Genomic DNA, 24,075 nt, shown 5'->3' with positions numbered 1-24,075 from the left:
GAGGGCGGTACGTATGAACGAACGCTGGGTCTGGCAATTTGTTCCGGAGACTGGAACGATCGGCCGGCGGAGGCGTCTTCGCGAGGCGTCACGAACGTCTTTGATAAGGCTCTCTTTCCGAAGAGGATAAATCTTGAAGCTCTTTGTCTGCCAGGCCTGCGGCAACATTCTCTATTTCGAGAACCGTGCCTGCGAACGCTGCGGCCATCGGGTCGCCTTCCTGCCGGAGAAGGAGACAATGTCGGCGATCGAGCCCGACGGAGAGGCTTGGCGAATCCTGGCCGACAAGGGCGAAAGCCGGATGCTGTGCCGGAATGCCGAGTACGATGCCTGCAACTGGCTGACGGATACGGGCGAGGGCAACGGCTATTGCCGCGCATGCCGCCACAACGGCATCGTGCCGGATTTGTCCGACCCCGCCCAGCTTGCCGGCTGGCGCGAGCTGGAGGTGGCGAAACACCGTCTGTTCTATTCCCTGATCCGCTGGAAGCTGCCGCTCCAGGCCCGGCAAGACGATCCCGAGCATGGTCTAATCTTCAATTTCCTTGCCGACGATCCGAACAGCGCAGAGAAGGTCATGACCGGCCACGACAACGGCCTGATCACGATCGCGCTCACCGAGACCGACGACATCGAGCGCGAGCGGCGCAGGCTCGAGATGGGAGAACCCTATCGGACGCTGCTCGGGCATTTCCGGCATGAGGTCGGGCACTATTTCTGGGATGTGCTGGTCCGCGATGGCGGCAAGCTCGAGGAATGCCGCGCGGTATTCGGTGACGATTCCACCGATTACGGCCAGGCCCTGCAGCGTCACTATGCCGAAGGCGCGCCGCCGGACTGGCAGCAGAACTACGTCTCGGCCTATGCCACGATGCACCCCTGGGAAGATTTCGCCGAGACCTGGGCGCATTATCTTCACATCGTCGACACCCTGGAGATGGCCGCCGAGTTCGGCATGGAGGTGCGTCCCAAGGTCGACCGCGACGGGGAGTTGACGGCGCGCATCCGTTTCAACCCCTATGAGGCCAGGGACGTCGAGGCGCTGGTCAACGCATGGCTGCCCTTCACCTTCGCCATGAACAGCGTCAACCGCGCCATGGGCCTGCGCGACCTCTATCCCTTCATCCTGTCGCCCGCCGTGGTCGGCAAGCTGGGCTTCATTCATGGCCTGGTCCGGGACGTCGCCAAGTCTGGGAAGGCGCAGGGCGCCGCAGGGCGTCCCTAGGGCTCGCCGAGCCCCTTTCGGTCTTGCGCTGGTACGCCAGATGGCCCGGATTTAGACCGTTGCCTCCGGCCCATTTTGATGTACCACGGGAGCCACACGGCCCGTCCCATAGGCCCCAACGGCCAGGGAAGGGTCCCGCCCAAGGTCGAGACTCAAGAAAAGCATGTTCAAACGCATTCTGATCGCCAATCGCGGCGAAATCGCCTGCCGGGTCATCAAGACTGCCCGCAAGATGGGAATCGAGACGGTCGCCGTCTATTCCGAAGCCGACCGCGACGCCCTTCATGTCGAGATGGCGGACGAGGCCGTGCTGATCGGCCCGCCGGCGGCAGCCGAGAGCTATCTGGTGATCGAGAAGATCGTCGAGGCCTGCCGCAAGACGGGCGCGCAAGCCGTGCATCCCGGTTACGGCTTCCTGTCCGAGCGTGAGGCGTTTCCGCGCGCGCTGGAGGCCGCAGGCATCGTCTTCATCGGCCCGAACCCGGGCGCGATCGCGGCGATGGGCGACAAGATCGAGTCAAAGAAGGCGGCGGCCAAGGCCAAGGTCTCGACCGTGCCGGGCCACCTCGGCGTCATCGAGGATGACAAGCACGCGGTCCGTATCGCCGACGAGATCGGCTACCCCGTGATGATCAAGGCCTCCGCCGGCGGCGGCGGCAAGGGCATGCGCATCGCCCATTCCAAGGCCGAGGTCGCCGAAGGTTTCAACCTCGCCAAGGCCGAGGCCAAGGCCTCGTTCGGCGACGACCGCGTCTTCGTCGAAAAATTCATCGTCGATCCCCGCCACATCGAGATCCAGGTGCTGGGCGACAAGCACGGCAACGTCATCTATCTCGGCGAGCGCGAGTGCTCGATCCAGCGCCGCAACCAGAAGGTCATCGAGGAGGCGCCGTCGCCGCTGCTCGACGAGGCCACCCGCCGCAAGATGGGCGAGCAGGCCGTCGCGCTGGCCAAGGCGGTGAATTACGACTCCGCCGGCACCGTCGAGTTCGTCGCGGGGCAGGACAAGAGCTTCTACTTCCTGGAGATGAACACGCGCCTCCAGGTCGAGCATCCCGTCACCGAGCTCGTCACCGGCATCGACCTCGTCGAGCAGATGATCCGCGTTGCCGCCGGCGAGAAGCTCGCCATCGCGCAGAAGGACGTCACGCTGACGGGCTGGGCGGTGGAATCGCGCCTCTACGCCGAAGACCCGTTCCGCAACTTCCTGCCCTCGATCGGGCGGCTCGTGAAGTATCGTCCGCCGGCGGAAGTGAGCCACGACGGCATCACCATCCGCAACGACACCGGCGTGCAGGAGGGCGGCGAGATCTCGATCCATTACGATCCGATGATCGCAAAACTCGTCACGCATGCGCCCTCGCGCGCGGCCGCGATCGAGGCGCAGGCGACCGCGCTGGATTCGTTCTATGTCGACGGCATCAGGCACAACATCCCGTTCCTGTCGGCGCTGATGCATCATCCGCGCTGGCGCGAGGGACGGCTCTCGACCGGCTTCATCGCCGAGGAATTTCCCAAGGGCTTTGCCGTGCGCGTGCCGGAAGGCGAGGTCGCCCGGCGCATCGCCGCGGTCGGCACCGCCATTGATCACGTGCTCGGCGAACGCAAGCGGCAGATCTCCGGTCAGTTGGGCGGCCGCGTCGTGCAGCGCGAGCGCCGTCGCGCGGTCTGGCTCGACCGCCAGGAGATCCAGCTCGAGGTCGCGCGCGAAGGTGATGCGATCGCGATCCGCTTCGTCGATGCCGAGGGCAAGGCCGGCAATGCGCATCTGTTGCAGTCGCCGTGGAAGCCGGGCGATCCGGTCTGGCAGGGTACCATCGACGGCCACTTCGTCGCGGTGCAGGCGCGGCCTATTCCGAACGGCATTCGCCTCGCGCATCAGGGCGTCGAGGTCCCCGTCTATGTCTGGACCGAAGCGGAAGCGACCTCGGCGCGGCTGATGCCGGTGACGACGGCCTCCGACACCGGCAAGAAGCTGCTGTGCCCGATGCCCGGGCTCGTGGTCTCGATCGCGGTGACCGAAGGGCAGGAGGTCAAGGCCGGCGAGACGCTCGCGGTGGTCGAAGCCATGAAGATGCAGAATGTACTGCGCGCCGAGCAGGACGGCACCGTGAAGAAGGTTCACGCCAGCGCGGGCGCGACGCTGGCGGTGGACGCGCTGATTCTGGAGTTTGCGTAAGGCGCTCCGGAGCACGACAGTCGACCCTCACCCTGAGGAGCCGCGCTTTTGCGCGGCGTCTCGAAGGGCGAGGCCACAGCCGGGCCTGCATCCTTCGAGACGCGCGCAAGAGCGCGCTCCTCAGGATGAGGATTTTGGAGTGAGGCACCATGGCCTTTCGTTCCCGCCGCGAGAAACTGCGCCTCATCCTGTCGGGCTCGGCCTGCATCCATCCGGGCTCGGTCTATGACGCGATCTCGATCCGCATCGCCGAAGACCTCGGCTTTCCGCTCGGCATGTTCGGCGGCTCGGTCGCATCGCTCGCCGTGCTCGGCGACCCCGACGTCACGCTGATCACGCTCACCGAGCTTGCCGAGCAGATGCGGCGGATGTCGCGCGCCGCAGTGCTGCCGGTGCTGGTCGATGCCGATCACGGCTACGGCAATGCGCTCAATGTTCGTCGCACGGTGCAGGAGCTGGAGGCGGCCGGCGCCGCCGGCCTTACCATCGAGGACACGCTGCTGCCGGCCGCCTTCGGTGAGGCGAGGACGCAGCTGATCTCGCTCGAGGAAGGCGTCGGCAAGATGAAGGCCGCGCTCGATGGCCGCAGCGATGCCTCGCTGGTCATCATGGGCCGCACGGGAGCTGCCTCGATCACCTCGATCGAGGACGCGATCCGCCGCGCGCAGGCGTATGAGGCGACCGGGGTCGATGCGCTGTTCTTTACCGGCATCAAGTCGCGCGCGGAGCTCGAGGCCGTCGCGGCCGCCACGCGCCTGCCGATCGTGCTCGGTGGTGCGCCGGAGGAGCTGAGCGCGCCCGACTATCTCGCTAGCCAGCGCGTGCGGATCGCGCTTCAGGGCCACGCGCCGATCGCCGCTGCGACGCAAGCCGTGTATGAAACGCAGAAAGCGCTGCGCGAGGGCGCGGCGCCGAAGGCGCTGAGAGGTCTGGCATCATCGGACCTGACCAACCGCGTCATGCGCGAGGCCGACGCCAAGGCGCGCAGCGCCGACTTTCTCGGGCTGAAAAAATGAGCCGGGCGATCCTTCAGGTGATGATCCGCGGCCGCGTCCAGGGCGTCGGCTACCGGGCCTGGGTCGAGTACCAGGCGACTGCGAGCGGCCTCGAAGGTTGGGTCCGCAACCGCCGCGACGGCTGCGTCGAAGCGCTCTTCGCGGGCGCGCCAAAGCACGTCGCCGACATGGTCGCGCTATGCCGCCATGGCCCGCCGTCCTCGCGCGTCGACAGCGTGACGAGTGAGACGGCCAGCGCGGATGAGCTGAACCTGCGCAGGGCAGGGGAAGCGTTCTCGGTGTTGCCGACAGTGTAGGGCGGTCTCGCCGCGCAGATGATGCGCTCCCTCGCCCCGTTCTTACGGGGAGAGGTGAAGACGAAGCCTCACCTTGGCAGCTTGGCGATTGCTTCGCTCAGCTCGTGGATTTCGTAGGGCTTGCGAAGGATCGGGAAATCGCCGCGCACGCCGGCGGCGACGTCGCTGTAGCCGGTGGCGAGCAGGATCGGCAGGCCAGGGCGGATCTGACGGAGGCGATGGGCGAGGCTGAGCCCGTCCATCTTGCCGGGCATGACGATGTCCGAGAACACGAAGTCGACGCCGTTTTTCTCGATCTCGCGCAAGGCGGCTTCGGCGTCGGCGACCCGGCGGACATGGTAGCCCAGCTGCTCCAGAAGACCGATGCTGACCAGCGCAACGTCGGGATTGTCCTCGACCAGCAGCACCGTGCCGCTGCCTTGGAAGGATGGTCCCCCAGCCATCTCTCGCGACGGCGTGTCTTCTCCGCGCGGCAACAGGATGGTGAACGTCGTGCCCTTGCCGAGCTCGCTTGCGACCTTCACCGTGCCGCCGGCCTGATGGGCGAAGCCGTGCACCTGGGACAGGCCGAGGCCGGTGCCCTTTCCGATCGGCTTGGTGGTGAAGAACGGCTCGAAGATCTTGTCGAGAACGTCGGAGGGAATGCCGAGCCCGGTATCGGTGACGTCGATTGCGACGAAGTCGCCGGCGAGGGGCACCTCGTCCAGCACGACATTGTGCGCGCCGATCGTCACCGTGCCGCCGTCGGGCATCGCGTCGCGGGCATTGATGACGAGGTTGAGCATCGCGGTCTCGAGCTCGGAGGCGTCGGTCTTGACCGGCCAGACATCGTGGCCGATGTCGAAGGCCAGGCGTACGGAACTGCCGACGCCGGCATCGAGCACCTCGCGGATCTCCGCGATGCGTTCGGCGAAATCGATCGCCTGCGGATTGACGCTCTGCCGCCGCGCGAAGGTGAGGAGCTGGTTGGTCAGCGCCGCGCCGCGCTTGGTGGCGGTCTCGATCGCCGAGATCGCGCGCTGAACCTTGGCCGCGTCGTCGGGACCCCGCTTCAGCATGTGCAGGCTGCCGCTGATGATCATCAGGAGGTTGTTGAAGTCGTGGGCGACCCCGCCGGTGAGCTGTCCCAGCGCATCGAACTTCTGGGACTCGGCGAGCTGCCTCTGCATCGCCTCGAGCTTGAGCTGCGTATTGCGTCGTTCTGTGATGTCGCGTGTGATCTTGGCGAAGCCGACCAGCTCGCCGTCCTCGTAGATCGGGTCGATCACGACGCTTGCCCAGAAGAAGGTGCCGTCCTTGCGGACGCGCCAGCCTTCCTCCTCATAGCGGCCCTTTTCCCGCGCGATGCCGAGCGCGCGGGCCGGCTTGCCGTTGGCACGGTCGGTCTCGGTGTAGAAGCGGGAGAAATGCTGGCCGAGGATCTCCCCGGGCGAATAGCCCTTGATGCGCTCGCCGCCGATATTCCAGCTGGTGATGATCCCCCTGGGATCGAGCATGTAGAGCGCGTAGTCCGCAACTCCCTCAACCAACAGCCGGAAACTGCGCTCGCTCTCGAACAAGTCTCGCTGTTGACTGAACTTTCCGATCATTCCGGGACCCTGCCTCGACGGGAGCAAACGCCACAGAAAGCGGATGGTTCCCTGAAGTTGGGACATTTTTAGGCAGATATCCCGCACCCGTATACGGGACGAAGCCCGCTTGACAAGGGGACGTTATCGTCAGATATTTCTGTAATGACAGAAATAACCGGAAAGAAGAAACTCCCAGCCGCCGTCGAGCGCTTCATCCTGCATTGGGGCGACATGGGGGACGAGTGGGGCGTCAATCGCTCGGTCAGCCAGATTCACGGGCTGCTCTATCTCGCCGAGGCGCCGATGACCGCCGAGGACATCGCCGACACGCTTGGCATGGCCCGCTCGAACGTCTCCAACTCGCTCAGGGAGCTGCTCGCCTGGAACCTGATCCGGCGGGTGCCGATCCTCGGTGACCGCCGAGACCATTACGAAGCCGAGACCGACATCTGGGAGGTCGCCGCCAGAATTGCGGCGCGGCGCAAGGAGCGGGAGCTCGATCCGGCGATCGCGGCGCTCAGGGCCTGCGTGTCCGATGCCGCCGGCGATCCCACCATCAATCCGGTCGCAGCCAAGCGGCTGAAGGAGATGCTCGCCTTCACCGAGCTCGCCGACCACTGGTTCATGCAGATGCTGAAGGTGCCGCGGCCGCGGCTGGTCGCCTTGATGCGGCTTGGCGAGAAGATCGTCAGCCTGCTGCCGCTGGGCAAGGCCAAATAGCCGAGGAGGGTGCGATGACGTCGGCTCGATTATCAGGCTCCAACGCATCTCCCTCCGCTCACACCAAACTGCTCGACGACCGCCGCTTCCGCGCGCTGCTGTCGGACGAGGATTGGGGCCGCCTGCCGCTCGCGACCTGGCGGCGTTTCTCCAAACGCGTCGCGGACGGCGAGAGCGTCGTCTATGTCGGCGTGGTCGACGAGGTCTCCTTCAGCGAGATAGGCTGGTGGTTCGCCCAAGCTGCGCGCCTGATTGGTGGCCCGCTGCCGACCGGCCGCGACACCGGTGTGCCGATGATCGTCACGGTCACCGAGGATGCGGCAACGGGCGGCCAGACCTGGACCCGCATCTGCGCGCGCAAGCGCGGCTTTCCGCACGTGATCCATTCCGCCAAGCGTTTTGCCGGTCCGACCGGGCTCGAGGAATATGTCGGCTTCGGCGTCTCGATGGCGCTCCGCACCGCGGTCGAGGACCAGACGCTGACCTTCCGCAGCGCCGGTTATGGGCTCCAGCTCGGACGCCTGTGGATCCCCTTGCCGCGCTGGCTCACGCCGGGCGCTCTCACGGTGACGCACCGCGATCTCGGCGAGGGCGCATTCCGCTTCACCCTCGATGTCATTCATCCACGTTACGGCGCGCTGATCCACCAGTCCGCCACCTTCAGGGAGGCCGTATCATGACGCCGCTGTTGTGGACGCTCATCGCCATCCAGATCGTGATGGGCGTGTTCGACACCTTCTATCACCACGAATTCACCGAGCGCCTGGCCTGGCGGGTGTCGCAGCGCTTCGAACTCAAGCTGCATGGCATCCGCAACATGCTCTATGCGCTCTTATTCCTGCTGCTCGGCTGGCTCGAGGTCTATGGCGTGCTCGCAATGCTGGTCGTCGCGATCCTGGTCGCCGAGATCGTCATCACGCTGATGGATTTCGTCGAGGAGGATCTGAGCCGGAAACTGCCGCCGAGCGAGCGCATCAACCACACGCTGCTCGCGATCAATTACGGCGCTATTCTGGTGCTGCTGCTGCCCGTGCTGATCGACTGGGCAATGCAGCCCTTTGGCGTGATCGTCGTCTATCAGGGTCTGCTCAGCATCGCCGCGACCGCCTGCGCGGTTGGTGCCGCGCTCTGCGGCCTCAGGGATTTTGCCGCAATGCGCCGACTCGGCCGCATGCGCAGCGTTCCCGCCGAGGGACTCGTCGAGAAGCTGCCGGGCCGCAAGACCGTGCTGATCACGGGCGCCACCGGCTTCATCGGCAGTCGCCTCGCGGCGAGCCTCAGCGCCGCAGGGCATCACGTCATCGCGCTGATCCGGAACCCCGCCAAGGCCGAGATGCTGCCGCCGCCGGTCACGCTGATCACCAGCCTCGATCAGCTCGCTTCGGACACGCCGATCGATGCCATCGTCAATCTCGCCGGCGAGCCGATCGGCAACGGTCTGTGGACCGAGGCGAAGCGCGCGAAGATTCTTGGCTCACGCATCGACATGACCGGTGAGGTCGTCAAACTGATCGCACGGCTCGATCGCAAGCCCGAGGTGCTGGTCAGCGGCTCCGCGATCGGCTGGTACGGATTGTGGGCCGACCAGGTACTGACGGAGTCCGCCAAGTCGCACGCCTGTTTCAGCCACGAGCTCTGCGCGGCGTGGGAGAAGGCGGCGCGGCCGGCGGAGGAGCTTGGTGTCCGCGTCGTCTGCTTGCGCATCGGCCTCGTGCTCGGCACCGAAGGCGGCTTCGTCACGCGCATGCTGACGCCGTTCGAGTTCGGCCTCGGTGGTCCCATCGGCACCGGGCGGCAGTGGATGTCCTGGATCGAGCGCGACGATCTGATCCGGCTGATCGCCTATGTGATGGCAACGCCCGATCTGTCGGGCCCCGTCAACGCCACCGCGCCGATCCCCGTCACCAACGCAAAGTTCACCGAGGAGCTCGGCCGCCGCCTGCATCGGCCCGCGATCTTCCGCATTCCCGGCGGCTTGTTGCGCCGGATCGGCGGCGGCTTCGCCGACGAGCTGCTGCTTGGCGGTCAGCGCGTGCTGCCGAACAAGGCGCTGAGCCGGGGCTTTGTGTTCCGGCACGAGACGCTGCGTAGCGCGTTCGAGGCGATCCTGTGAGGCATCAGGTCGCCGCCGCACTCCGGAACGTCGCCGCCACCGCGCGTAGCGCCGCGAGCTTGGCGGGATCGCTGACCTTCGAATGCAGCATCACCTTCGAGCTGCCGAGTTTGGGCAGTTTGTGCGCGGGCCCGATGTCGACCAGCCCGGGAGGTGCGATCCGCCGCGCGAGCGGCGCGATCGCAAGCCCGGCAATCGCCGCCGCGACCACCGCGGTGACGCCGCCGCCGACGAAGCGCTCGCGCCAGGCGAGGCCGGCCTTGTCGAGCGCGCGCACGGCGACGGCGCGGACGCCGCAGGGCGGGGCGAGGGTCGCAAGCGGCAGCGCTTCGCCCTTCGGCAGGGTGAAGCGTCGTGCGGCGAACCAGCCGAACCCGTCCTCCGTCAGCTTCTCGCCGCCGCGGCGGCTGCCTTCCTGGCGCACGATCACAGCATCCAGTTCGCCGGCGTCATAGGCATCCTGCATCTCGCGCGAGAAGCCGATGGTGACGGCGAGGGTGAGATTTGACGACATCGCGTGCAGACGTTCCAGCAGCGGCACCAGTTCGGGGCCTGCCGCGTGATCGGAGATGCCGAGCGAGAGCGACTGTGCGGCCGGGGCCTCGCCGGACAGCGCGCGGTCATGCGCCGCCATCAGCGCGCGGGCGCGATCGAGGAATCTGGCGCCTTCGGCCGTGAGCCGGACCGCGCGCGGCGAGCGCTCGACGAGGCGTTTTGCCAGCAATGTTTCCAGCCGCTGCAGTTTGAGACTGACCGCCGCCTGGGTCGTGCCTAGCGCCTCCGCGGCGCGGGTGAAGCTCTGGAGGTCGGCGACCAGCAGGAAGGCCTTGATCGTGGCGATGTCGAGGGTGGCTGTCATTATGGGTCATTATCACTGGTATCAATAGAGATAAGATATCAAAATGACGAGGGAAGGTCTAGCTTCTCACCAACGCCGCGCAAATCCCGCGCTGCATCTTGAGGAGAGCCACCATGCCGCTGATCACCGTGTCCTACACCTCGTCCCGCCAGTCGCCCTCGCTGAGGGCCGAGATCGCCAACGCAGTGTCCGAGCTCACCGCAAAGATCCTGCACAAGGATCCCAAGGTGACTGCCATCATCGTGAAGTCGGTCGAGGCCAGCGACTGGTTCGCCGGCGGCAAGTCGCTCGCCGAGCAGAAGCTCGCCAGCTACTGGCTCGATATCCACGTCACCGAAGGCACCAACACCAAGGACGAAAAGGCGGCCTATCTCGCCGCCATGTTCAAGCGCATGGCCGAGATTTTGGGCCCGCTGCATCCTGAGACCTATGCGCATGTCGACGAGGTCAAGGGCGATGCCTACGGTTTCGGCGGCCTCACCCAGGAGCGCCGCTACATCGCCGGCAAGCTCGAGCTGAAGACAGCGTGAGGCCACAGGCCGCGGGTGAGCCATTTCACCCGCGGCCCGATCGTCAGCTTGCTGCCCGGAACTGAACTTCGGAATTGTTCAGGAAGCAATGCTAGGCGGCCGCTTCCGGCACCAACGCTTTGGTTGGTCCGAACAGCTCCTCGAACGCCTGCCGAAGCGCGATGTCGACGTCGGCCATGGTCACGAGCTGGCCGAGATCGACCAGAGAGGTGACGCCGTAGCGGGGATCGACCACGCCGCACGGTACGATGCCGGCGAAATGCGACAGGTCCGGCTCGACATTGATGGCGATGCCGTGGAACGAGACCCAGCGCTTCAGCCGTACGCCGATCGCCGCGATCTTGTCCTCGTAACCTTCGCCCTTGTCGGGCCGCCTGACCCAGACGCCGACCCGGTCCTCGCGCCGCTCGCCGCGGACATTGAAGGCGGCGAGCGTGCGCAGAATCAGCTCCTCCAGGCTCGCGACATAGGCCCGGACGTCCGGCCGACGGCGCTTGAGGTCGAGCATGACATAGGCAACCCGCTGGCCCGGCCCGTGATAGGTGAGCTGCCCGCCGCGCCCGGTGGCGAAGATCGGGAATCGGGGATCGCGCAGGTCGCTGTCCTTGCCCGAGGTGCCGGAGGTGTAGAGCGGGGGGTGTTCGAGCAGCCAGACCAGCTCCGGGGCCTCGCCCGCGCCAATGGCCGCGACCCGGGCTTCCATGGCGGCTACCGCCTCCGGATAGGACACCGGCGCGTCCGAGATTCGCCACTCCACGGGCTGGCCCCGGGACGCCGAAAACGACGTCAAATCCAGCTCTTGGCGCGGGTTTTGGGGCAAATTAACCATTGGCTAACCATAACGTGGTGATCATTGCAGGCGCAAATGCCAAGGTCTTGTTCTAAGTCCTTGGTCCTTAGTCCCTGGTTGCGGCGGTCCTGACAGTGCCCACTCTCGATAAAGTCACCGTGGATCTCATGGTCGTCCTCGGGACGACCACGATGCCGATCCATCAAGTATTACGTCTTTCCCGCGGCGCCATCATCGAGCTGGACGCAACCGAGGCCGATGAGGTCAAGGTTTTGGCCAATAATCTGCCGGTCGCCTCCGGCGTCGTGCTGGTCGACCGCAACCGGATCGCGGTCGAGGTCAAGCAGATGCTGCCGCGCACGCCGGGGACCCGATAGGGCCCGGTGCACGCGGTCGCGGCCCGGGCATGCGGTAGGGGCACTGGACCTGCGGTAAGGGCCGATTCGGGGGAAGGCCAGGAACTTTCCTGCAAAGCTGTGGAATTCAGGGCCTTTGCAGGCTTGTACCCCTCTGATGGATTTGTTAGATCGGCGCCGTTGATCCGGCCGGCCTTCAAGCCTCAAGCCGGCATCCCCAAAGCGCTCGTGGCGGAACTGGTAGACGCGCTGCCTTGAGGTGGCAGTGAGTAAAATCGTGGGGGTTCGAGTCCCTCCGAGCGCACCACCTTCATCCCTTGTTATTATTTGGGCTGGATTTCGGCGGCGGCTTCGTGCGCCGCCCATTGATCTGACGGATCATGCGCGCAACCGCCGGCGGGGACGTCCGGCGGGAAGATGCTGTCGTAGATCGCACGCGCCTCGCGGATGAGGCGCTGCCGCTCGAGTTCGGATTTAGAGACGAAGCGGACGACGTTGCTCATTCGCCTTCCACGATTTCGTTCGCGCGCCGCCAGACCGGAAACGGGTCTGCGAGCTTCGCCCATTCCGTGACGTTCATGGCCGGCTTGCCCGGCACAAGGCAGGCATCCAGGCGTGCGCGGAGCGCGCGCTCGTCCATGCCCGCGCCGATGAACACGATTTCCTGGCGACGATCGCCATAGACGTCGTTCCAGTTCGCGCGCAACCGCTTGCGCCAGAACGGGTCGTCCGGCCAGCGTTCCGCAGGCACGCTCGCCCACCAGAATCCAAGGGCCTCCGTGCGCGTGATCGCGCCGGCCTGGCTGATCTCGCCCAGCCATTGCGGCCGCGTTGCCAGCCAGAAATGTCCCTTGGCGCGAATGACGCCGGGCCAGGGCTCTCGCACGAACTTGTCGAACTTTTCGGGATCGAACGGCCGGCGCGCGCGATAGACGAAGCTGCTCGCGCCGTATTCCTCCGTCTCCGGCACGTGATCGGCAAAGCCGTAGAGTTCCTTGAACCAGAGCGGATGCGCTTGCGCCTTTTCGAAGTCGAACCGGCCGGTGTCGAGAATGCGATCGAAGGCGACCCGGCTGTGGTTGGCTTCGATCAGCTCCGCTTCCGGATTGAGCGCGCGGATGATCTTTCGCGCTGCTTCGCGTTGTGCCGGCGAGGCGTCATCGACCTTGTTGAGCACGATCACGTCGGCAAATTCGATCTGCTCGACGAGGAGATCGACCAGCGTGCGCTTGTCGTTCGCCAGCGCTTCGCCGCGCAGCTCCAGGAAATCCGTCGATGAATAATCCCTCAGCAGATTCACCGCGTCGACCACGGTGACCATGGTGTCGAGGCGTGCCACGTCGGAGAGGCTTTCGCCGTCCTCGGCACGGAAGTCGAAGGTCGCTGCAACCGGCAGCGGCTCGGAGATGCCGGTGGATTCGATCAGCAGATAATCGAACCGGTCGTTTTCGGCGAGGGCGCGCACCTCCTTCAGGAGGTCGTCGCGCAGCGTGCAGCAGATGCACCCATTGGTCATCTCGACGAGCTTCTCGTCAGTCCTGGACAGGTTCGCACCGCCACCACGGACCAAATCCGCATCGATGTTCACCTCGCTCATGTCGTTGACGATCACCGCCACTTTCAGGCCGTGCCGGTTGTTCAGGACGTGGTTCAGCAAAGTGGTCTTTCCAGCCCCGAGGAAGCCGGACAAGACGGTGACGGGGAGTTTTCGCATGGAGATCGAACAGTCTTTTCAAGGGGATAGGGTGACGGTTGGGCATCGGGACCGGATATGTAATGTTATAACATTACATTCACTGCTGGGGTCGTCGTCAAGCCGTTTTGCGGCTCAGCTGGAGTTACGAACGTTCAAGTGATTGTTCTTTGCCCTGCACGGAGCGGTCGGGGCAGGCAGAATGCCGGACGGCTCGAAAGACGAGCGGCGGCCCGTTCAGAGGTTGCTCACGACTGCGGCAAGAACACCAGCAGCCAGGCGCCCGCGGCCACACATGCAATCCCTGCAGCGCGCGCGATCCATCGTCCGACCGGCGTAACTTTCTCCAGGAGGACAAGCAGCGCTAAAACCGCGATCCAGAGCACGTTCATCACGCCGCCTACGAACAACAGCGCCATCAAGACCCAGCAGCAACCGACACAATAGCCTCCGTGCCGAAGTCCCAGCAGCAGGCAGCCGCGCAGGTCGCTGCGAAAGCCGCCATGGCGCATCAGGAACAGAAACGGCGACTGGCATTGAGCGAGACAGACGTTCTTCAACGGCGTCCATTGATAGACACCCGCCGCGACCAGCACGATGGCGCCGAGCAGGTTGCTTGCGAGCGCCATCCGGGAATCCAGCAAGGTGGCCCGCTCGACCGCCCATTGGAGAAAGGTGGCTGCCAGCGAAAAGCCGCACCAGGCGAGGAGATAACCGGCGGCAAACCAGCCGGTCGCGGCGAACGGCTTGCCCTGTGCTTTGCCCTGTCGGCCTACGCGGGCGTACATCAGGATCATGGGCGCAGCGGAGGGGGCCATCATTCCGATCATCATCACCGCCCACATCAGGAGCACGTAGGCGAACTCGAACGTTCGCCACGGCTCGCTCGTCGGCAGCATGATTCCGATCCCGGCCGGGATCATGCGGAATCCGGTCATGTCCATGCCGCCCATGTCCATGTCGTTGGCGAGCCAGAGCACATAGCTCCATGCCAGCGCGACAATGAGGCCGATCGCGCCGCCGACGACCCAGCGATCGCGACGCAGCACGGTTTCAAGTGGGCTGTCCTTCATTTGCGATCGAAATTGGCGGCCCTGACGCAGGCCGGTATCGGAAGTTTACATCACGCCTGGTTCGACCAGCGGATCGGCGCATAGAGGCCGTTCCTGCCGGAATTATCCCAGCGCATGCCCTGATCGCTGAAGGTATTGCCGGGCGCGCCGACGGCCATCACCATGGCATCGGGGCTGACCGGATGGCCGATGTTCGCCCACATCTCCCCGCTCGGATGCATGGTTGGCAGGGGATCGACGGACATGTGCAGGATGCCGGGGATTTCCGCCGACCGCGTCTTGCCGTCGGTCCGGAACGTGATCGGGACCTTGCGCACGCCCAGGTTCTTGCTGATCAGCGGTGTGAACGCAGCCATCGGACCGCCGGCACCGCCGGTGAAGATCGCAGCCAGGGCCTCGGTCTGCTCATCGCTGGCGCGCTGGTCTATATAGGCGGCCACCGACCAATCGCCGTCTGCCATGACCCCAGGTGCGTGAAGGATCACAAGGACATTGAGTCCATCAAGCTCGATCTCACCGTAGTGGCCGCTCTCGATGTGGAAGATCAGCGGTACGTTGCAGAAACCTTCGGTCGGTCGCGCGGTCAACGGCGGCGCCGCCGACACCAGACAGGGACACACGATGCTGCAACTGCTATTCTCGAAATAGTCACCGGAAAGGTGCCATGGGACATCCGCCATTGCTCGCTCCCGCTAGGCCGAACCCGATAGGTGCTTTCGAATGAGCTACGTAGAGTTGAAAATTACGCCTCGCGACGAAGTCCCGCAATGGGGCTTGGCCGACCTACGGAAAAGTGCACCGATCAGCTGGAACTGCACCTGAACTCTCAACGCGGCCGCCACTCGAGTGCCCCAAAGTCAATATTCCCTTTGAAATCTCGGATATTTCTGCACTTGATCAGAACGTGGCGCGAACCTACTGCGGTTCGATTCCGGCCGCTTTGATGATTCGTCCCCATTTGCCGATCTCGGCTTTCAGGAAAGCTTCGAGGGCTTCCGGCGTCGCGCGCTCGGGCTCGACCGGCGCCATGCTGAGCTCGGCAAAGCGGCTGATCAGCGCGGGATCCTTCAGCGCCGTCTGCAGTGCGCCCACGAGATGATCGACGACGGGCTTGGGCGTGCCGCGCGGTGCGTAGAGGCCGTACCAGGTCGTGACATTGAACTCGGGAACGCCGGCCTCAGTCGAGGTCGGCACATCAGGCAGCGTCGCGACACGCGTCTTGCTGGTGATGGCATAGCCTTTGATCGTCTTCGACTGGATGTACGGCGTCGGCCCTGTCGCGGGATCGCAATAGACGTCGATATGGCCGGCGATGACGTCGTTCAGCGCGGGTCCGCCGCCCTTGTAGTAGATCGGGGTGAGCTTGGTATCCGTGGCGCTCATGAACATCAGGCCGCAGAGCTGCGAGGCCGAGCCGAGACCGACGTTGCCGAAAGTGACCTTGTCACCGGCATTGCGGATGTGCGTGACCAGCTCGCTGAGATCCTTGGCCGGAAAGTTCGGCCGCGCCACCAGGATCATCGGGACGTCGGTGACCAGCCCGATCGGGGCGAAGTCGCCGACCGGGTCGAACGGCAGCTTGGCATAGAGGGCAGGGGCGGTGGCCTGGCCGACATGCATCAGCAGCAGCGTGTAGCCATCCGCGGCCGCCTTGGCGACGCGGTTGGTGCCGAGCGTGCCGCCGGCGCCGACGACATTCTCGATGACGATGGACTGCTTCAGTGTCGCGCTCATGGCGCTGCCGAGGATACGCGCGATGACGTCGCCGGGACCGCCGGCGGAGAACGGCACGATGACCGTGACCGGGCGGGCGGGGTAATCGTCCGCGATCGCCGCATCGCGAGGGCAGAGCAGGAGGAGCAGGATCAGCGATCGTACGAGAAACTTCATCGAACACTCCCTGGCGGCATTGTTCTAGTCGTCGGAAGGCGCCGCCTCCTTGGCTGCCGACGATTTTTCGATCATGTCGAGCGCGGCCACCGCGGCCGCATTGATGTGGTCGACGCAGCAACGCTCGGCGAGATCCGGATCGCCGTTCTGGATCGCGCGCCAGATCGCGGTGACCTCGCGAAGGCTCTTGTTGATCCGCTTCGGCTGCGACATCGAGGTGATCCGCAGCAGCTGGATGCGATCGTGCAGCGGCTTGAGCATGCGCTCGATGAAGGCATTGCGGCAGCCGCCGATCAGCGCCGCGTAGAAATCGGTCTTGGCTTCGAGGCTGCCGACGAGGTCCTGCTTGGCGGCGGCGGCCTTCAGCCGTGTCAGGGCGTCGCCGATCCGGCGCGCGACCTCGGGGTCGTGAAGCCTGGCGCATTCGCGGCCGGCGAAGCCCTCGAGCACCGCCCGTGCCGCGTAGAGCTGCCGGGCCTCTTCGAGGCTGATCGTGGACACCACGGGGCCGCGGTGCGGAACCGTATTGACCAGCCCGTCGGCTTCGAGCGCACGCAGCGCTTCGCGGATCGAGGGGCGGCTGACGCCCATCATCTCGCAAAGCTCGCGCTCGACCAGGCGCTGGCCCGGCTTCAACGTTCCCGACATGATCGCCTCACGCAGCTTCTGCGCCACCATCGCCCGGACGGTCGGGACGTCCTCGATGCGGAGTGTCGACTGCAATTCGCGGCGTCTTTCCATGTCCGGGTCCTGTTCGGGAAAACTCAGTACCGGTTTACAGGCAGAATCATCATTTCGGCAATTTGAACGTGGGCGGGCTGGTCGAGCGCGAAGACAATGGAGCGGGCGATATCGGCCGGATCGAGCGCCATCCTGAACTGGTCGAAATAGTCCTTTTCCTTCTGCGTATCGCCGCGGTAGCGGGTCAGGATGATATTGGTCCGGGTCAGGCCGGGCTGCAGCTCGGTGACCCGGATCGCGGTTTCCGCCAGCTCGCCCCGGAGGGTCTCGGTGAACATGTGCACGCCCGCCTTGCTGGTGCTGTACGCCGCCATGTCGGGCACGATCCGCACCGCGTTGATGGAGCTGATGTTGACGACATGGCCGGCGTTGCGCTGGACCATGCCGGGAAGGATCGCGCGCGTGACGCGCATCAGGCCGATCAGATTGGTCTGGATGATGTTGGACCAGTCGTCCGCAGAACCGACGTCGAACCGCGTCCGGCCGCCGATGTCGTGGCCGGCATTGTTGATGAGAATTTCGACCGGCTTGAACTGCGCGGGGATGGCGTTCGGCAGGGCATCCACAGCCTTGGCGTCGCTGATGTCGAGTTGGATCGGAAATACCGCGTCGCCGCACGTTGCCGCGAATTCCTGCAGCGCCTTGGCGTCGCGATCGACCAGCACGACGCGGCGGCCGCTGTCGAGCAGCGCCTTAGTGATGGCCCGTCCCATACCGCCGGCGGCACCGGTCAGCACGACGGTTTGTCCCGATTGTTCAGTCATCGCAGCACTCCCATTCCAGTTCTCATGCAACCGACCAACCGCCGTCGATCGGCAGGCTGGCGCCGGTGATGTCGTTTGCGGCCGGACCGCAGAGGAAGACGACCATGGCGGCGACCGCATCCATTTCGATGAAGCGCTGCGTCGGCTGGCGCTCGCCGAGATAGTCGCGGGTGACGTCGTCGACCGGACGATTGCTGCTCGAAGCCATCGTCGCGATCTTGTTGAGGATGGCCGGCGTCGGCAGCGTGCCGGGGCAGAGCGTGTTGCAGGTGATGCCGCTGCGCGCCGTCTCGATGGCCACCGCGCGGGTCATGCCTGCGATCGCTGTCTTGGTGGTGACGTAGTCGATGCGGTCCTCGACCGCGCGGCTTGAATAGATCGAGCCGATATTGATGATCCGGCCCCAGCCGCGCTGCTTCATCGCCGGCAGCGCCAGGCGGATGAGGTGAAACGGCGCCGACAAATTGACGGCGAGGGCCTGGTCCCAGCGCTCGGGCGGAAACTGGTCGATGGCAGAGAAATGCCGCACGACGGCGTTGTTGACGAGGATGTCGATGGCGCCGCAGCGATCGAGCAGGTCCGCCATCATGGGCTCGATCGCCTCGCGCCGGGACAGATCGGCGCCGGCTGCGATGACCTCGACGCCGAAGCGGGCGCGCAGATCATCTGCGACCTGTTTCGGCTGAGCGAGATCGTGCAGGACAATATTGGCGCCCGCGCCGGCAAGGCCCTCCGCGACGGCGAAGCCGAGGCCCGCGGTCGCACCGGTCACGAGTGCCCATTTGCCCTTCATCGCAGCTACGCTCCGCTATGTCTTGTCGAGGTCGGCGAAGACTTCCTTCGCGTTCCGGAACGCATCGACGCCAGCCGGCACGCCGCAATAGATCGCGACCTGCATGAAGACCTCACGGATCTCCTCCTTGGTCGCGCCATTGGCGAGCGCGCCACGGACATGGGTCTTCAGCTCGTGCGGGCGATTGAGCGCGCAGAGCATTGCGAGGTTGAGGAAGCTGCGTGTCTTGCGGGTGAGGCCCTCGCGGCCCCAGACGTAACCCCAGCAATATTCCGTGGTCAGATCCTGCATCGGCCGGTTGAACTCATCGGCGGATGCGATCGCCTTGTCGACGAATTCGTTGCCGAGCACGCTCTTGCGGATTTCGAGGCCGCGGTCGTAGGTCGCCTTGTCCATTGTGGTCTCTCCGTTTCTTGGTTTGGCGTTGTCAGCTCTTAGGTCAGCTCTTGGGCCAGAACGGTTTTGCCAGGGCGAGTTCGGGCGGGAACACCGTGACTGGAATGCCGGCTTGCCACTGCACGATGGTCATGCCCGCGCCAACGCGGCGGCCTTTCTCGTCGAACTTGATCTCGCCCAGCGGGTAATATTTCGAGGGGCCGCCATCCATGGTGCGCAGCGCTTCGCCGACGGCGACGCGATCGGCCTTGCCGGCCTTCTCCAGCGCGTCCTTGATCACCCACATGTCGCCATAGGTGGAGATCGCGTTCTGTGTCATCCACGGCTCCTTGTAGCGGGTCTTCAACTCGGCGATCAGCGCCTCATGGCCCTTGGCGCCCCAGCTGGCAACGCAGGTCAACACGCCCTGGAGCAGCTCGGGGCTAACGGTCTGCAGCATGTCGGGCTCGGCGATCGCGATGCCGAAGGAGATCGTCGGAATCTTGCCCTGGCCGAGGCCGAACTCGTTCATCTTCTCGAGCAGCAGCTTTGCGTCCGAGATCACGGTCGGCAGGAAGAACAACAGATCGGGCTTGGCCGAACGTATCTTCTGCACCAGCGATGTCGCATCCGCCAGCGGCGGGGTGAAGGTCTCGTCGACGATCAGCTGCAACTGGTTCTCCGCCAGCAGGCCGTCGCGCATCGCCTTGGCGGAGGCGATCGAGGCCCCCGTGTTATCGGTGAGGATCGCGACCGTCTTCGGCCGCTTGCCCGAGGCGGTCTCCGCCAGCTTGATGATCTGGGGCAGCGCCTGCCGTGCCTGCGATCCCGCGGTGGCTGCGGTCTGGAACACGTACTTGAATCCGCGCTCGGTGATGAGATCGGAGTAGGAGAGGGTGAGCATCGGCAGGTTGGCGCGCTCGGTCACCTCGGTCACCGCGAGCGTGAACGAGGACAGATAAGCGCCGCTGGCCGCGACCAGATCGGTCTCCTGCGCCACCATGCGCTGCGCTGCGTTCTTGGCCTTCTCAGTGGTGTCGCCGGAATCGAGCACCACGAGCTTCAGCTTGGCGCCGCCGAGCGCCTTGACGCCCCCTTGCGCGTTGATGTGGTCGATCGCCATCTCGGCGCCTTCGCGCATCACCGTTCCCGGACGGGCATAGAGCCCCGAGATCGGCACCAGCAGGCCGACCTTCACTTCAGACGGTTGCTGCGCCCAGCCGGCGCGGGACGCGATCAGCGTGCCGGAGGCGCCGGCCAGCAGCGTTCGCCGCGATATCGTGATCTTGCTCTTGGCAGTCATGACAATTCTCCTCCCTGAAAAATTGCGCGACGTTGTCAGGATTTCTTCGGCCAGAACGGCTGCGCCTGCGCGAGCTCGGGCGGATAAACGGTGACAGGCACGCCCGATTGCCATTGCACGATGACGACGCCGGCGCCGACCCTGCGGCCCTTCTCGTCGAATTTGAGCTGACCGCCCGGATAATATTTCGACGGACCGGCATCCATGGTGCGGAAGGCCTGCGCGACCGCGTTGCGGTCGGCCTTGCCGGCCTTCTCCAGGGCTTCCTTCATCAGCCACATGTCGCCATAGGTCGAGATGACGTTCTGCGTCATCCAGGGCTCCTTGTATTTGGTCTTGAGCTCGGCGATCAGCGCCTCGTGGCCCTTCGAGCCCCAATTGGCGACGATGGTCATGATGCCTTGCACCGTCTCCGGGCTCACGCTCTGCAGCATGTCGGGCTCGGCGATGGTGATGCTGAAGGACACGGTCGGGATCTTGCCCTGGCCGAGGCCGAACTCGCTGATCTTCTCGAGGCCCAGCTTGGCGTCCGACACCGCATTTGGCATGAACAGCAGCAGGTCGGGCTTTGCCGAACGAACCTTCTGGATCAGCGGCGTCGCATCCGACAGCGGCGGGGTCCAGACTTCCTCGACGACGAGCTGGAGGCCCTCCTGCGCGAACAGCCGCTCCTTGAGAGCCTTGGCGGTGGCCACCGACGTCGCGGTGTTGTCCATCAACATCGCCACGGTCTTCGGCTTCTTGCCCGAGGCGTTCTCGGCGAGCTTCATCAGCGTCGGCAGGCCGAGCTCGGACTGGCGGCTCGCGGTCGCGGCGGTCTGGAAGATGTATTTGAAGCCGCGGTCAGTCAGCAGGTCCGAATAGGACAGCGTCAGCACCGGCAGTTCGGCGCGCTCGGTCACCTCGGTGACGGCCAACGTGAAGGAGGACAGATAGGAGCCGGTGGCGGCGACCAGATCGGGCTCCTGCGCCACCATGCGCTGCGCCGCGTTCTTGGCCTTCTCGGTGGTGTCGCCGCAGTCGATCACGACCAGCTTCAGCTTGGCGCCGCCGAGCGCCTTGATGCCGCCCTGCGCGTTGATGTGCTCGATGCCCATCTCGGCGCCCATCTTCATCACCTGGCCGGGGCGGGTGTAGATGCCCGACAGCGGCACGATCAGTCCGACCTTGATCTCTGCCGGCGCCTGCGCGCGCGCTACACCGGCGAGGCCGACGGCCGCGGCGCCGGAGAGCACGGTGCGGCGCGTGAGGCCCGTCGATATTTTACTCTTCGATGTCTTGTCCATTTTGTTTGCTCCCTGGTCCCTGTTTTTTATCGTCGTCACATGCCGAGATAGGCCTTCCGCACGCGGTCGTCGGCGCGCAGCGTGGCGTTGTTGCCTTCGAGCACGACGTGTCCGGCTTCGAGGACATAGCCGTGGTCGGCGGATTCCAGCGCTTCCGCGACGCGCTGCTCGACCAGCAGCATGGTCAGCCCGGACTGGCGCCGGATCTCGATCAGCCGCTCGAAGATGAAGTCCGCGGTCGAAGGCGCCAGCCCCATCGAGGGCTCGTCCAGCATCAGAAGCTTCGGGGAGGAGGCGAGGCCACGGCCGATCGCGAGCATCTGCTGCTGGCCGCCGGACATCGTGCCCGCGAATTGATCGCGGCGCTCCTTCAGCACCGGCAGCCATTCGAAGATGCGCTCGATGTTGGCTTGCCAGTCCCGCCGGCCGCTTTCGGTCATCGCTCCCATTTCCAGATTCTCCATCACGGTCAGTGACGGGAAGACCTGGCGTCCCTCCGGGACGTGGGCGATGCCGAGATGGGCGCGTTGAGGCGGCGGCACTGCGAGCAGGTCGACGCCGTCGAACGTGATCGCGCCGCCGCTCGGCTTGACGATGCCGGAGATCGTCTTGAACAGCGTGGTCTTGCCGGCGCCGTTGGGTCCGACGATCGCGACGAACTGGCCCGCGCCGACATTGATCGAGACGTCGTTCAGGACGGGCTTGGCCGAATAGCCCGCGCTCAATCGCTCAATTCGCAGCATGGCCCACCCATTTCTTGCCGAGATAGGCCTCGATCACGCGGTTGTCGCGCGTCACGACTTCCGGCAGGCCTTCGGTGATGACGGCGCCGTGGTCGAGCACGAGGAAACGATCGACGAGGCGCACCATCGCCTGCATGGTGTGCTCGATGATCGCGATGGTCATGCCGTCGCGCGCGAGCTGCTGGATCACGGCGACGACCTCGTCGGCCTCGCCGTGGCCGAGGCCCGCGAGTGTCTCGTCGAGCAGCAGGATGCGCGGCTGGCCGGCGATCGCGCGGGCCAGCTCCATCAGCCGCAGCTCTTTGGTCGAGAGCTCGCCGGCGACGCGGTCGGCGACCGCAGAGAGTCCGACGCGGGCGACCGCGTCGGCGGCAAGCTTGCGGGCTTCATCGTCGGAGCGGGCGCGCACATAGGCGCCGACCACGACATTGTCGAGGATCGACATGCGCAGGAACGGCCGCATCACCTGGAAGGTGCGGCCGATACCGGCCTCGCAGATCACGTGCGGCCGCTGGCCCGACATGTTGCGGCCGTCGATCAGCACCTCGCCCTGGCTCGGCTTGAGGAAGCCGTTGAGGAGGTTGAACAGCGTGGTCTTGCCGGCGCCGTTGGGGCCGATGATGCCGAGAATCTCGTTCTTGTGCAGCTTGAAGCTGACGTCCTGCACGGCCTTGAGGCCGCCGAAGGACCGCGAGAGGTTCTTCACTTCGAGCACGACCTCGCCGGTGGCGGCGCGCTGTCGCGCAGCCGGCTTCAGGGTCGTCACGTTGGCAGCTGCTGCTTCCGGGGCATCACTGACCGTCGCCTTGGATGCGGTGCGCTTGCGCAGGAGGTCGCGCAGCTTCCAGAACAGCCCCTCCGGCGCGAGCAGGATGACGCAGACGATGGCGATGCCGAAGATGACGCCCTGAATGCCGGGGATGCGCGCGCCGGCTTCGGCGTGCAGGATCTCGGCGAGCGGGATCAGGATCACCGAGCCGATCACCGGGCCCCAGACCGTGCCGACGCCGCCGAACATCGCGACCGTCAGCGCCTGCGCGGACACCAGCATGCCGAACACCGATGCCGGGGTCACGACCAGCAGCACCTGCGCGTAGAACCCGCCGATGGCGGCGGCAATCGCCCCGCTGAGCGTGATCGCGCGCAACTTCCAGGCCAGCGTGTTGATGCCGGCCGCTTCGGCCGCGGCCTCGTTCTGCTTGATCGCGAGCAGCGCCATGCCGAAGCGCGATCGCTCGATCACCTGCGTCAGAACGATGGTGGCGAGCATGAGCGCCAGCCCAAGCAGCGTGTAGAGGTGCGGATCGGCGAACTGCATGTAGGCGATCGGCGCCTCGCGCTTGATCGGAAGCGTCACCTCCTGGAAGCCGAGCCATTCGAACACGTAGAGAATGGCGAGCGGGTAGGCGAGCATCGCCAGCGCGAAGTAGTGGCCCTGCAGGCGGAAGGTCGGAAAACCGATCAGGAGCCCGGCGATGCCGCCGAGCATGGCGGCGACCGGGATCAGCAGCCAGGGCGAGATGTCGAAATAGATCTGGCCGAGCGCGGTCGCGTAAGCGCCGATCCCGAAGAAGGCGGCATGGCCGAACGAGATCAGGCCGGTGTAGCCGCTGAGCAGGTTCCACGACAGTCCGAACACCGCCCACACCGGGACCAGCGTCAGGATGAGCTGATAGTAGGAGTTGGTGACGCCGAGCGACACGACCGCATAGGCGAGCGTGAAGAGCAGGGGAGGCAGAAAGGAGCGCATCCGCAGCAT

General features: G+C 65.2%; 25 protein-coding genes and 1 tRNA gene. 10 read left to right on the top strand and 16 right to left on the bottom strand.

What is annotated here, in order from left to right:
* Positions 1–133: 133 nt before the first annotated feature.
* The 4 genes from GGD65_RS05170 (at position 134) to GGD65_RS05155 (ending at position 4,716) form a co-directional block, all read left to right on the top strand.
* Positions 134–1,225 carry a putative zinc-binding metallopeptidase gene (locus GGD65_RS05170; RefSeq protein WP_183234566.1) on the top strand — a complete coding sequence of 364 codons (1,092 nt, stop codon included), beginning with the start codon at positions 134–136 and terminating at the stop codon, positions 1,223–1,225.
* A gap of 163 nt (positions 1,226–1,388) precedes the next feature.
* Positions 1,389–3,404: an acetyl/propionyl/methylcrotonyl-CoA carboxylase subunit alpha gene (locus GGD65_RS05165; protein WP_018320641.1), complete on the top strand. Its 2,016-nt coding sequence runs from the start codon at positions 1,389–1,391 to the stop codon at positions 3,402–3,404.
* A gap of 149 nt (positions 3,405–3,553) precedes the next feature.
* Entirely contained in the window at positions 3,554–4,420 is an 867-nt protein-coding gene (locus GGD65_RS05160) for an oxaloacetate decarboxylase (protein ID WP_183234565.1), read from the top strand.
* A complete protein-coding gene (locus tag GGD65_RS05155) occupies positions 4,417–4,716 on the top strand; it encodes an acylphosphatase (RefSeq protein ID WP_018320639.1) in 300 nt (99 codons plus the stop codon). The genes GGD65_RS05160 and GGD65_RS05155 overlap by 4 nt, the downstream gene beginning before the upstream one ends.
* A gap of 68 nt (positions 4,717–4,784) precedes the next feature.
* On the opposite strand, the gene GGD65_RS05150 is transcribed toward GGD65_RS05155, so the two are convergent.
* Complete coding sequence (locus GGD65_RS05150; RefSeq protein ID WP_183234564.1) at positions 4,785–6,305, bottom strand: PAS domain-containing sensor histidine kinase; 1,521 nt, start codon at positions 6,303–6,305, stop codon at positions 4,785–4,787.
* Positions 6,306–6,449: 144 nt separating this feature from the next.
* On the opposite strand from GGD65_RS05150, the gene GGD65_RS05145 reads away from it, so the two are divergent.
* Genes GGD65_RS05145 through GGD65_RS05135 form a run of 3 tightly spaced genes read left to right on the top strand, consistent with a single transcriptional unit; the run spans position 6,450 to position 9,120 of the window.
* Positions 6,450–7,007, top strand: coding sequence for a GbsR/MarR family transcriptional regulator (locus tag GGD65_RS05145; RefSeq protein ID WP_183234563.1), 558 nt, complete (start codon positions 6,450–6,452; stop codon positions 7,005–7,007).
* Between the two features lie 14 nt (positions 7,008–7,021).
* The gene (locus GGD65_RS05140) at positions 7,022–7,687 is read left to right on the top strand and encodes a DUF4166 domain-containing protein (protein ID WP_183234562.1); all 666 of its coding nucleotides are present in this window, start codon (positions 7,022–7,024) and stop codon (positions 7,685–7,687) included.
* Complete coding sequence (locus GGD65_RS05135; protein WP_179738514.1) at positions 7,684–9,120, top strand: TIGR01777 family oxidoreductase; 1,437 nt, start codon at positions 7,684–7,686, stop codon at positions 9,118–9,120. Before GGD65_RS05140 ends, GGD65_RS05135 begins: the two co-directional genes overlap by 4 nt.
* 4 nt (positions 9,121–9,124) lie before the next feature.
* On the opposite strand, the gene GGD65_RS05130 is transcribed toward GGD65_RS05135, so the two are convergent.
* Positions 9,125–9,979, bottom strand: a complete 855-nt coding sequence (locus GGD65_RS05130) for a LysR family transcriptional regulator (protein ID WP_183234561.1) — start codon at positions 9,977–9,979, stop codon at positions 9,125–9,127.
* Between the two features lie 113 nt (positions 9,980–10,092).
* Here GGD65_RS05130 and GGD65_RS05125 point away from each other — a divergent pair, with 113 nt between their 5' ends.
* The gene (locus GGD65_RS05125) at positions 10,093–10,509 is read left to right on the top strand and encodes a 4-oxalocrotonate tautomerase family protein (protein ID WP_183234560.1); all 417 of its coding nucleotides are present in this window, start codon (positions 10,093–10,095) and stop codon (positions 10,507–10,509) included.
* A 91-nt stretch (positions 10,510–10,600) separates the two neighbouring features.
* On the opposite strand, the gene lipB is transcribed toward GGD65_RS05125, so the two are convergent.
* Complete coding sequence (gene lipB, locus GGD65_RS05120; protein ID WP_183234559.1) at positions 10,601–11,338, bottom strand: lipoyl(octanoyl) transferase LipB; 738 nt, start codon at positions 11,336–11,338, stop codon at positions 10,601–10,603.
* 95 nt (positions 11,339–11,433) lie between these two features.
* Here lipB and GGD65_RS05115 point away from each other — a divergent pair, with 95 nt between their 5' ends.
* Both GGD65_RS05115 and GGD65_RS05110 read left to right on the top strand, forming a co-directional pair.
* Positions 11,434–11,676, top strand: a complete 243-nt coding sequence (locus tag GGD65_RS05115; RefSeq protein ID WP_011088012.1) for a FliM/FliN family flagellar motor switch protein — start codon at positions 11,434–11,436, stop codon at positions 11,674–11,676.
* Between the two features lie 201 nt (positions 11,677–11,877).
* Positions 11,878–11,962, top strand: a tRNA-Leu gene (locus GGD65_RS05110).
* Between the two features lie 16 nt (positions 11,963–11,978).
* Here GGD65_RS05110 and GGD65_RS05105 read toward each other — a convergent pair.
* The 13 genes from GGD65_RS05105 to GGD65_RS05045 form a co-directional block, all read right to left on the bottom strand.
* The gene (locus tag GGD65_RS05105) at positions 11,979–12,158 is read right to left on the bottom strand and encodes a hypothetical protein (protein WP_183235002.1); all 180 of its coding nucleotides are present in this window, start codon (positions 12,156–12,158) and stop codon (positions 11,979–11,981) included.
* Positions 12,155–13,369, bottom strand: coding sequence for a zinc metallochaperone GTPase ZigA (gene zigA / locus GGD65_RS05100; protein WP_183234558.1), 1,215 nt, complete (start codon positions 13,367–13,369; stop codon positions 12,155–12,157). Before zigA ends, GGD65_RS05105 begins: the two co-directional genes overlap by 4 nt.
* Before the next feature lie 227 nt (positions 13,370–13,596).
* Positions 13,597–14,421 carry a DUF2182 domain-containing protein gene (locus GGD65_RS05095; RefSeq protein ID WP_183234557.1) on the bottom strand — a complete coding sequence of 275 codons (825 nt, stop codon included), beginning with the start codon at positions 14,419–14,421 and terminating at the stop codon, positions 13,597–13,599.
* Positions 14,422–14,471: 50 nt separating this feature from the next.
* Positions 14,472–15,101 (bottom strand): DUF1326 domain-containing protein, encoded by a 630-nt coding sequence (locus tag GGD65_RS05090; protein WP_183234556.1) that lies wholly within the window; start codon positions 15,099–15,101, stop codon positions 14,472–14,474.
* Positions 15,102–15,336: 235 nt separating this feature from the next.
* On the bottom strand, positions 15,337–16,311 hold the full coding sequence (locus GGD65_RS05085) for a tripartite tricarboxylate transporter substrate-binding protein (RefSeq protein WP_183234555.1): 975 nt from the start codon (positions 16,309–16,311) through the stop codon (positions 15,337–15,339).
* 24 nt (positions 16,312–16,335) lie between these two features.
* Positions 16,336–17,052 (bottom strand): GntR family transcriptional regulator, encoded by a 717-nt coding sequence (locus GGD65_RS05080; protein ID WP_018320628.1) that lies wholly within the window; start codon positions 17,050–17,052, stop codon positions 16,336–16,338.
* A 23-nt stretch (positions 17,053–17,075) separates the two neighbouring features.
* Entirely contained in the window at positions 17,076–17,816 is a 741-nt protein-coding gene (locus tag GGD65_RS05075) for an SDR family oxidoreductase (RefSeq protein WP_183234554.1), read from the bottom strand.
* A 22-nt stretch (positions 17,817–17,838) separates the two neighbouring features.
* Complete coding sequence (locus GGD65_RS05070) at positions 17,839–18,609, bottom strand: SDR family oxidoreductase (protein ID WP_183234553.1); 771 nt, start codon at positions 18,607–18,609, stop codon at positions 17,839–17,841.
* A gap of 15 nt (positions 18,610–18,624) precedes the next feature.
* The gene (locus GGD65_RS05065) at positions 18,625–19,005 is read right to left on the bottom strand and encodes a carboxymuconolactone decarboxylase family protein (RefSeq protein ID WP_183234552.1); all 381 of its coding nucleotides are present in this window, start codon (positions 19,003–19,005) and stop codon (positions 18,625–18,627) included.
* A gap of 43 nt (positions 19,006–19,048) precedes the next feature.
* Complete coding sequence (locus tag GGD65_RS05060) at positions 19,049–20,287, bottom strand: ABC transporter substrate-binding protein (RefSeq protein ID WP_183234551.1); 1,239 nt, start codon at positions 20,285–20,287, stop codon at positions 19,049–19,051.
* Positions 20,288–20,322: 35 nt separating this feature from the next.
* Entirely contained in the window at positions 20,323–21,573 is a 1,251-nt protein-coding gene (locus GGD65_RS05055) for an ABC transporter substrate-binding protein (RefSeq protein WP_183234550.1), read from the bottom strand.
* Positions 21,574–21,608: 35 nt separating this feature from the next.
* Positions 21,609–22,316, bottom strand: a complete 708-nt coding sequence (locus GGD65_RS05050) for an ABC transporter ATP-binding protein (RefSeq protein ID WP_018320622.1) — start codon at positions 22,314–22,316, stop codon at positions 21,609–21,611.
* The gene (locus GGD65_RS05045; protein ID WP_183234549.1) at positions 22,303–24,075 is read right to left on the bottom strand and encodes an ABC transporter permease subunit; all 1,773 of its coding nucleotides are present in this window, start codon (positions 24,073–24,075) and stop codon (positions 22,303–22,305) included. Before GGD65_RS05045 ends, GGD65_RS05050 begins: the two co-directional genes overlap by 14 nt.

This window comes from Bradyrhizobium sp. CIR18 (assembly GCF_014198295.1).
GTDB lineage: Bacteria > Pseudomonadota > Alphaproteobacteria > Rhizobiales > Xanthobacteraceae > Bradyrhizobium.
Note: the sequence above shows the minus strand (reverse complement) of the source record. Positions and strands in the feature narration are given on the sequence as shown.

Coding starts and splice junctions, on each gene's coding strand:
- GGD65_RS05050 (WP_018320622.1), bottom strand. CDS start 22,316: ATGCTGCGAATTGAGCGATTGAGCGCGGGCTATTCGGCCAAGCCCGTC.
- GGD65_RS05075 (WP_183234554.1), bottom strand. CDS start 17,816: ATGACTGAACAATCGGGACAAACCGTCGTGCTGACCGGTGCCGCCGGC.
- GGD65_RS05160 (WP_183234565.1), top strand. CDS start 3,554: ATGGCCTTTCGTTCCCGCCGCGAGAAACTGCGCCTCATCCTGTCGGGC.
- GGD65_RS05125 (WP_183234560.1), top strand. CDS start 10,093: ATGCCGCTGATCACCGTGTCCTACACCTCGTCCCGCCAGTCGCCCTCG.
- GGD65_RS05155 (WP_018320639.1), top strand. CDS start 4,417: ATGAGCCGGGCGATCCTTCAGGTGATGATCCGCGGCCGCGTCCAGGGC.
- GGD65_RS05045 (WP_183234549.1), bottom strand. CDS start 24,075: ATGCTGCGGATGCGCTCCTTTCTGCCTCCCCTGCTCTTCACGCTCGCC.
- GGD65_RS05065 (WP_183234552.1), bottom strand. CDS start 19,005: ATGGACAAGGCGACCTACGACCGCGGCCTCGAAATCCGCAAGAGCGTG.
- GGD65_RS05140 (WP_183234562.1), top strand. CDS start 7,022: ATGACGTCGGCTCGATTATCAGGCTCCAACGCATCTCCCTCCGCTCAC.
- GGD65_RS05135 (WP_179738514.1), top strand. CDS start 7,684: ATGACGCCGCTGTTGTGGACGCTCATCGCCATCCAGATCGTGATGGGC.
- GGD65_RS05150 (WP_183234564.1), bottom strand. CDS start 6,305: ATGATCGGAAAGTTCAGTCAACAGCGAGACTTGTTCGAGAGCGAGCGC.
- GGD65_RS05105 (WP_183235002.1), bottom strand. CDS start 12,158: ATGAGCAACGTCGTCCGCTTCGTCTCTAAATCCGAACTCGAGCGGCAG.
- GGD65_RS05070 (WP_183234553.1), bottom strand. CDS start 18,609: ATGAAGGGCAAATGGGCACTCGTGACCGGTGCGACCGCGGGCCTCGGC.
- GGD65_RS05080 (WP_018320628.1), bottom strand. CDS start 17,052: ATGGAAAGACGCCGCGAATTGCAGTCGACACTCCGCATCGAGGACGTC.
- lipB (WP_183234559.1), bottom strand. CDS start 11,338: ATGGTTAATTTGCCCCAAAACCCGCGCCAAGAGCTGGATTTGACGTCG.
- GGD65_RS05145 (WP_183234563.1), top strand. CDS start 6,450: ATGACAGAAATAACCGGAAAGAAGAAACTCCCAGCCGCCGTCGAGCGC.
- GGD65_RS05085 (WP_183234555.1), bottom strand. CDS start 16,311: ATGAAGTTTCTCGTACGATCGCTGATCCTGCTCCTCCTGCTCTGCCCT.
- GGD65_RS05095 (WP_183234557.1), bottom strand. CDS start 14,421: ATGAAGGACAGCCCACTTGAAACCGTGCTGCGTCGCGATCGCTGGGTC.
- GGD65_RS05165 (WP_018320641.1), top strand. CDS start 1,389: ATGTTCAAACGCATTCTGATCGCCAATCGCGGCGAAATCGCCTGCCGG.
- GGD65_RS05090 (WP_183234556.1), bottom strand. CDS start 15,101: ATGGCGGATGTCCCATGGCACCTTTCCGGTGACTATTTCGAGAATAGC.
- GGD65_RS05060 (WP_183234551.1), bottom strand. CDS start 20,287: ATGACTGCCAAGAGCAAGATCACGATATCGCGGCGAACGCTGCTGGCC.
- GGD65_RS05055 (WP_183234550.1), bottom strand. CDS start 21,573: ATGGACAAGACATCGAAGAGTAAAATATCGACGGGCCTCACGCGCCGC.
- zigA (WP_183234558.1), bottom strand. CDS start 13,369: ATGCGAAAACTCCCCGTCACCGTCTTGTCCGGCTTCCTCGGGGCTGGA.
- GGD65_RS05130 (WP_183234561.1), bottom strand. CDS start 9,979: ATGACAGCCACCCTCGACATCGCCACGATCAAGGCCTTCCTGCTGGTC.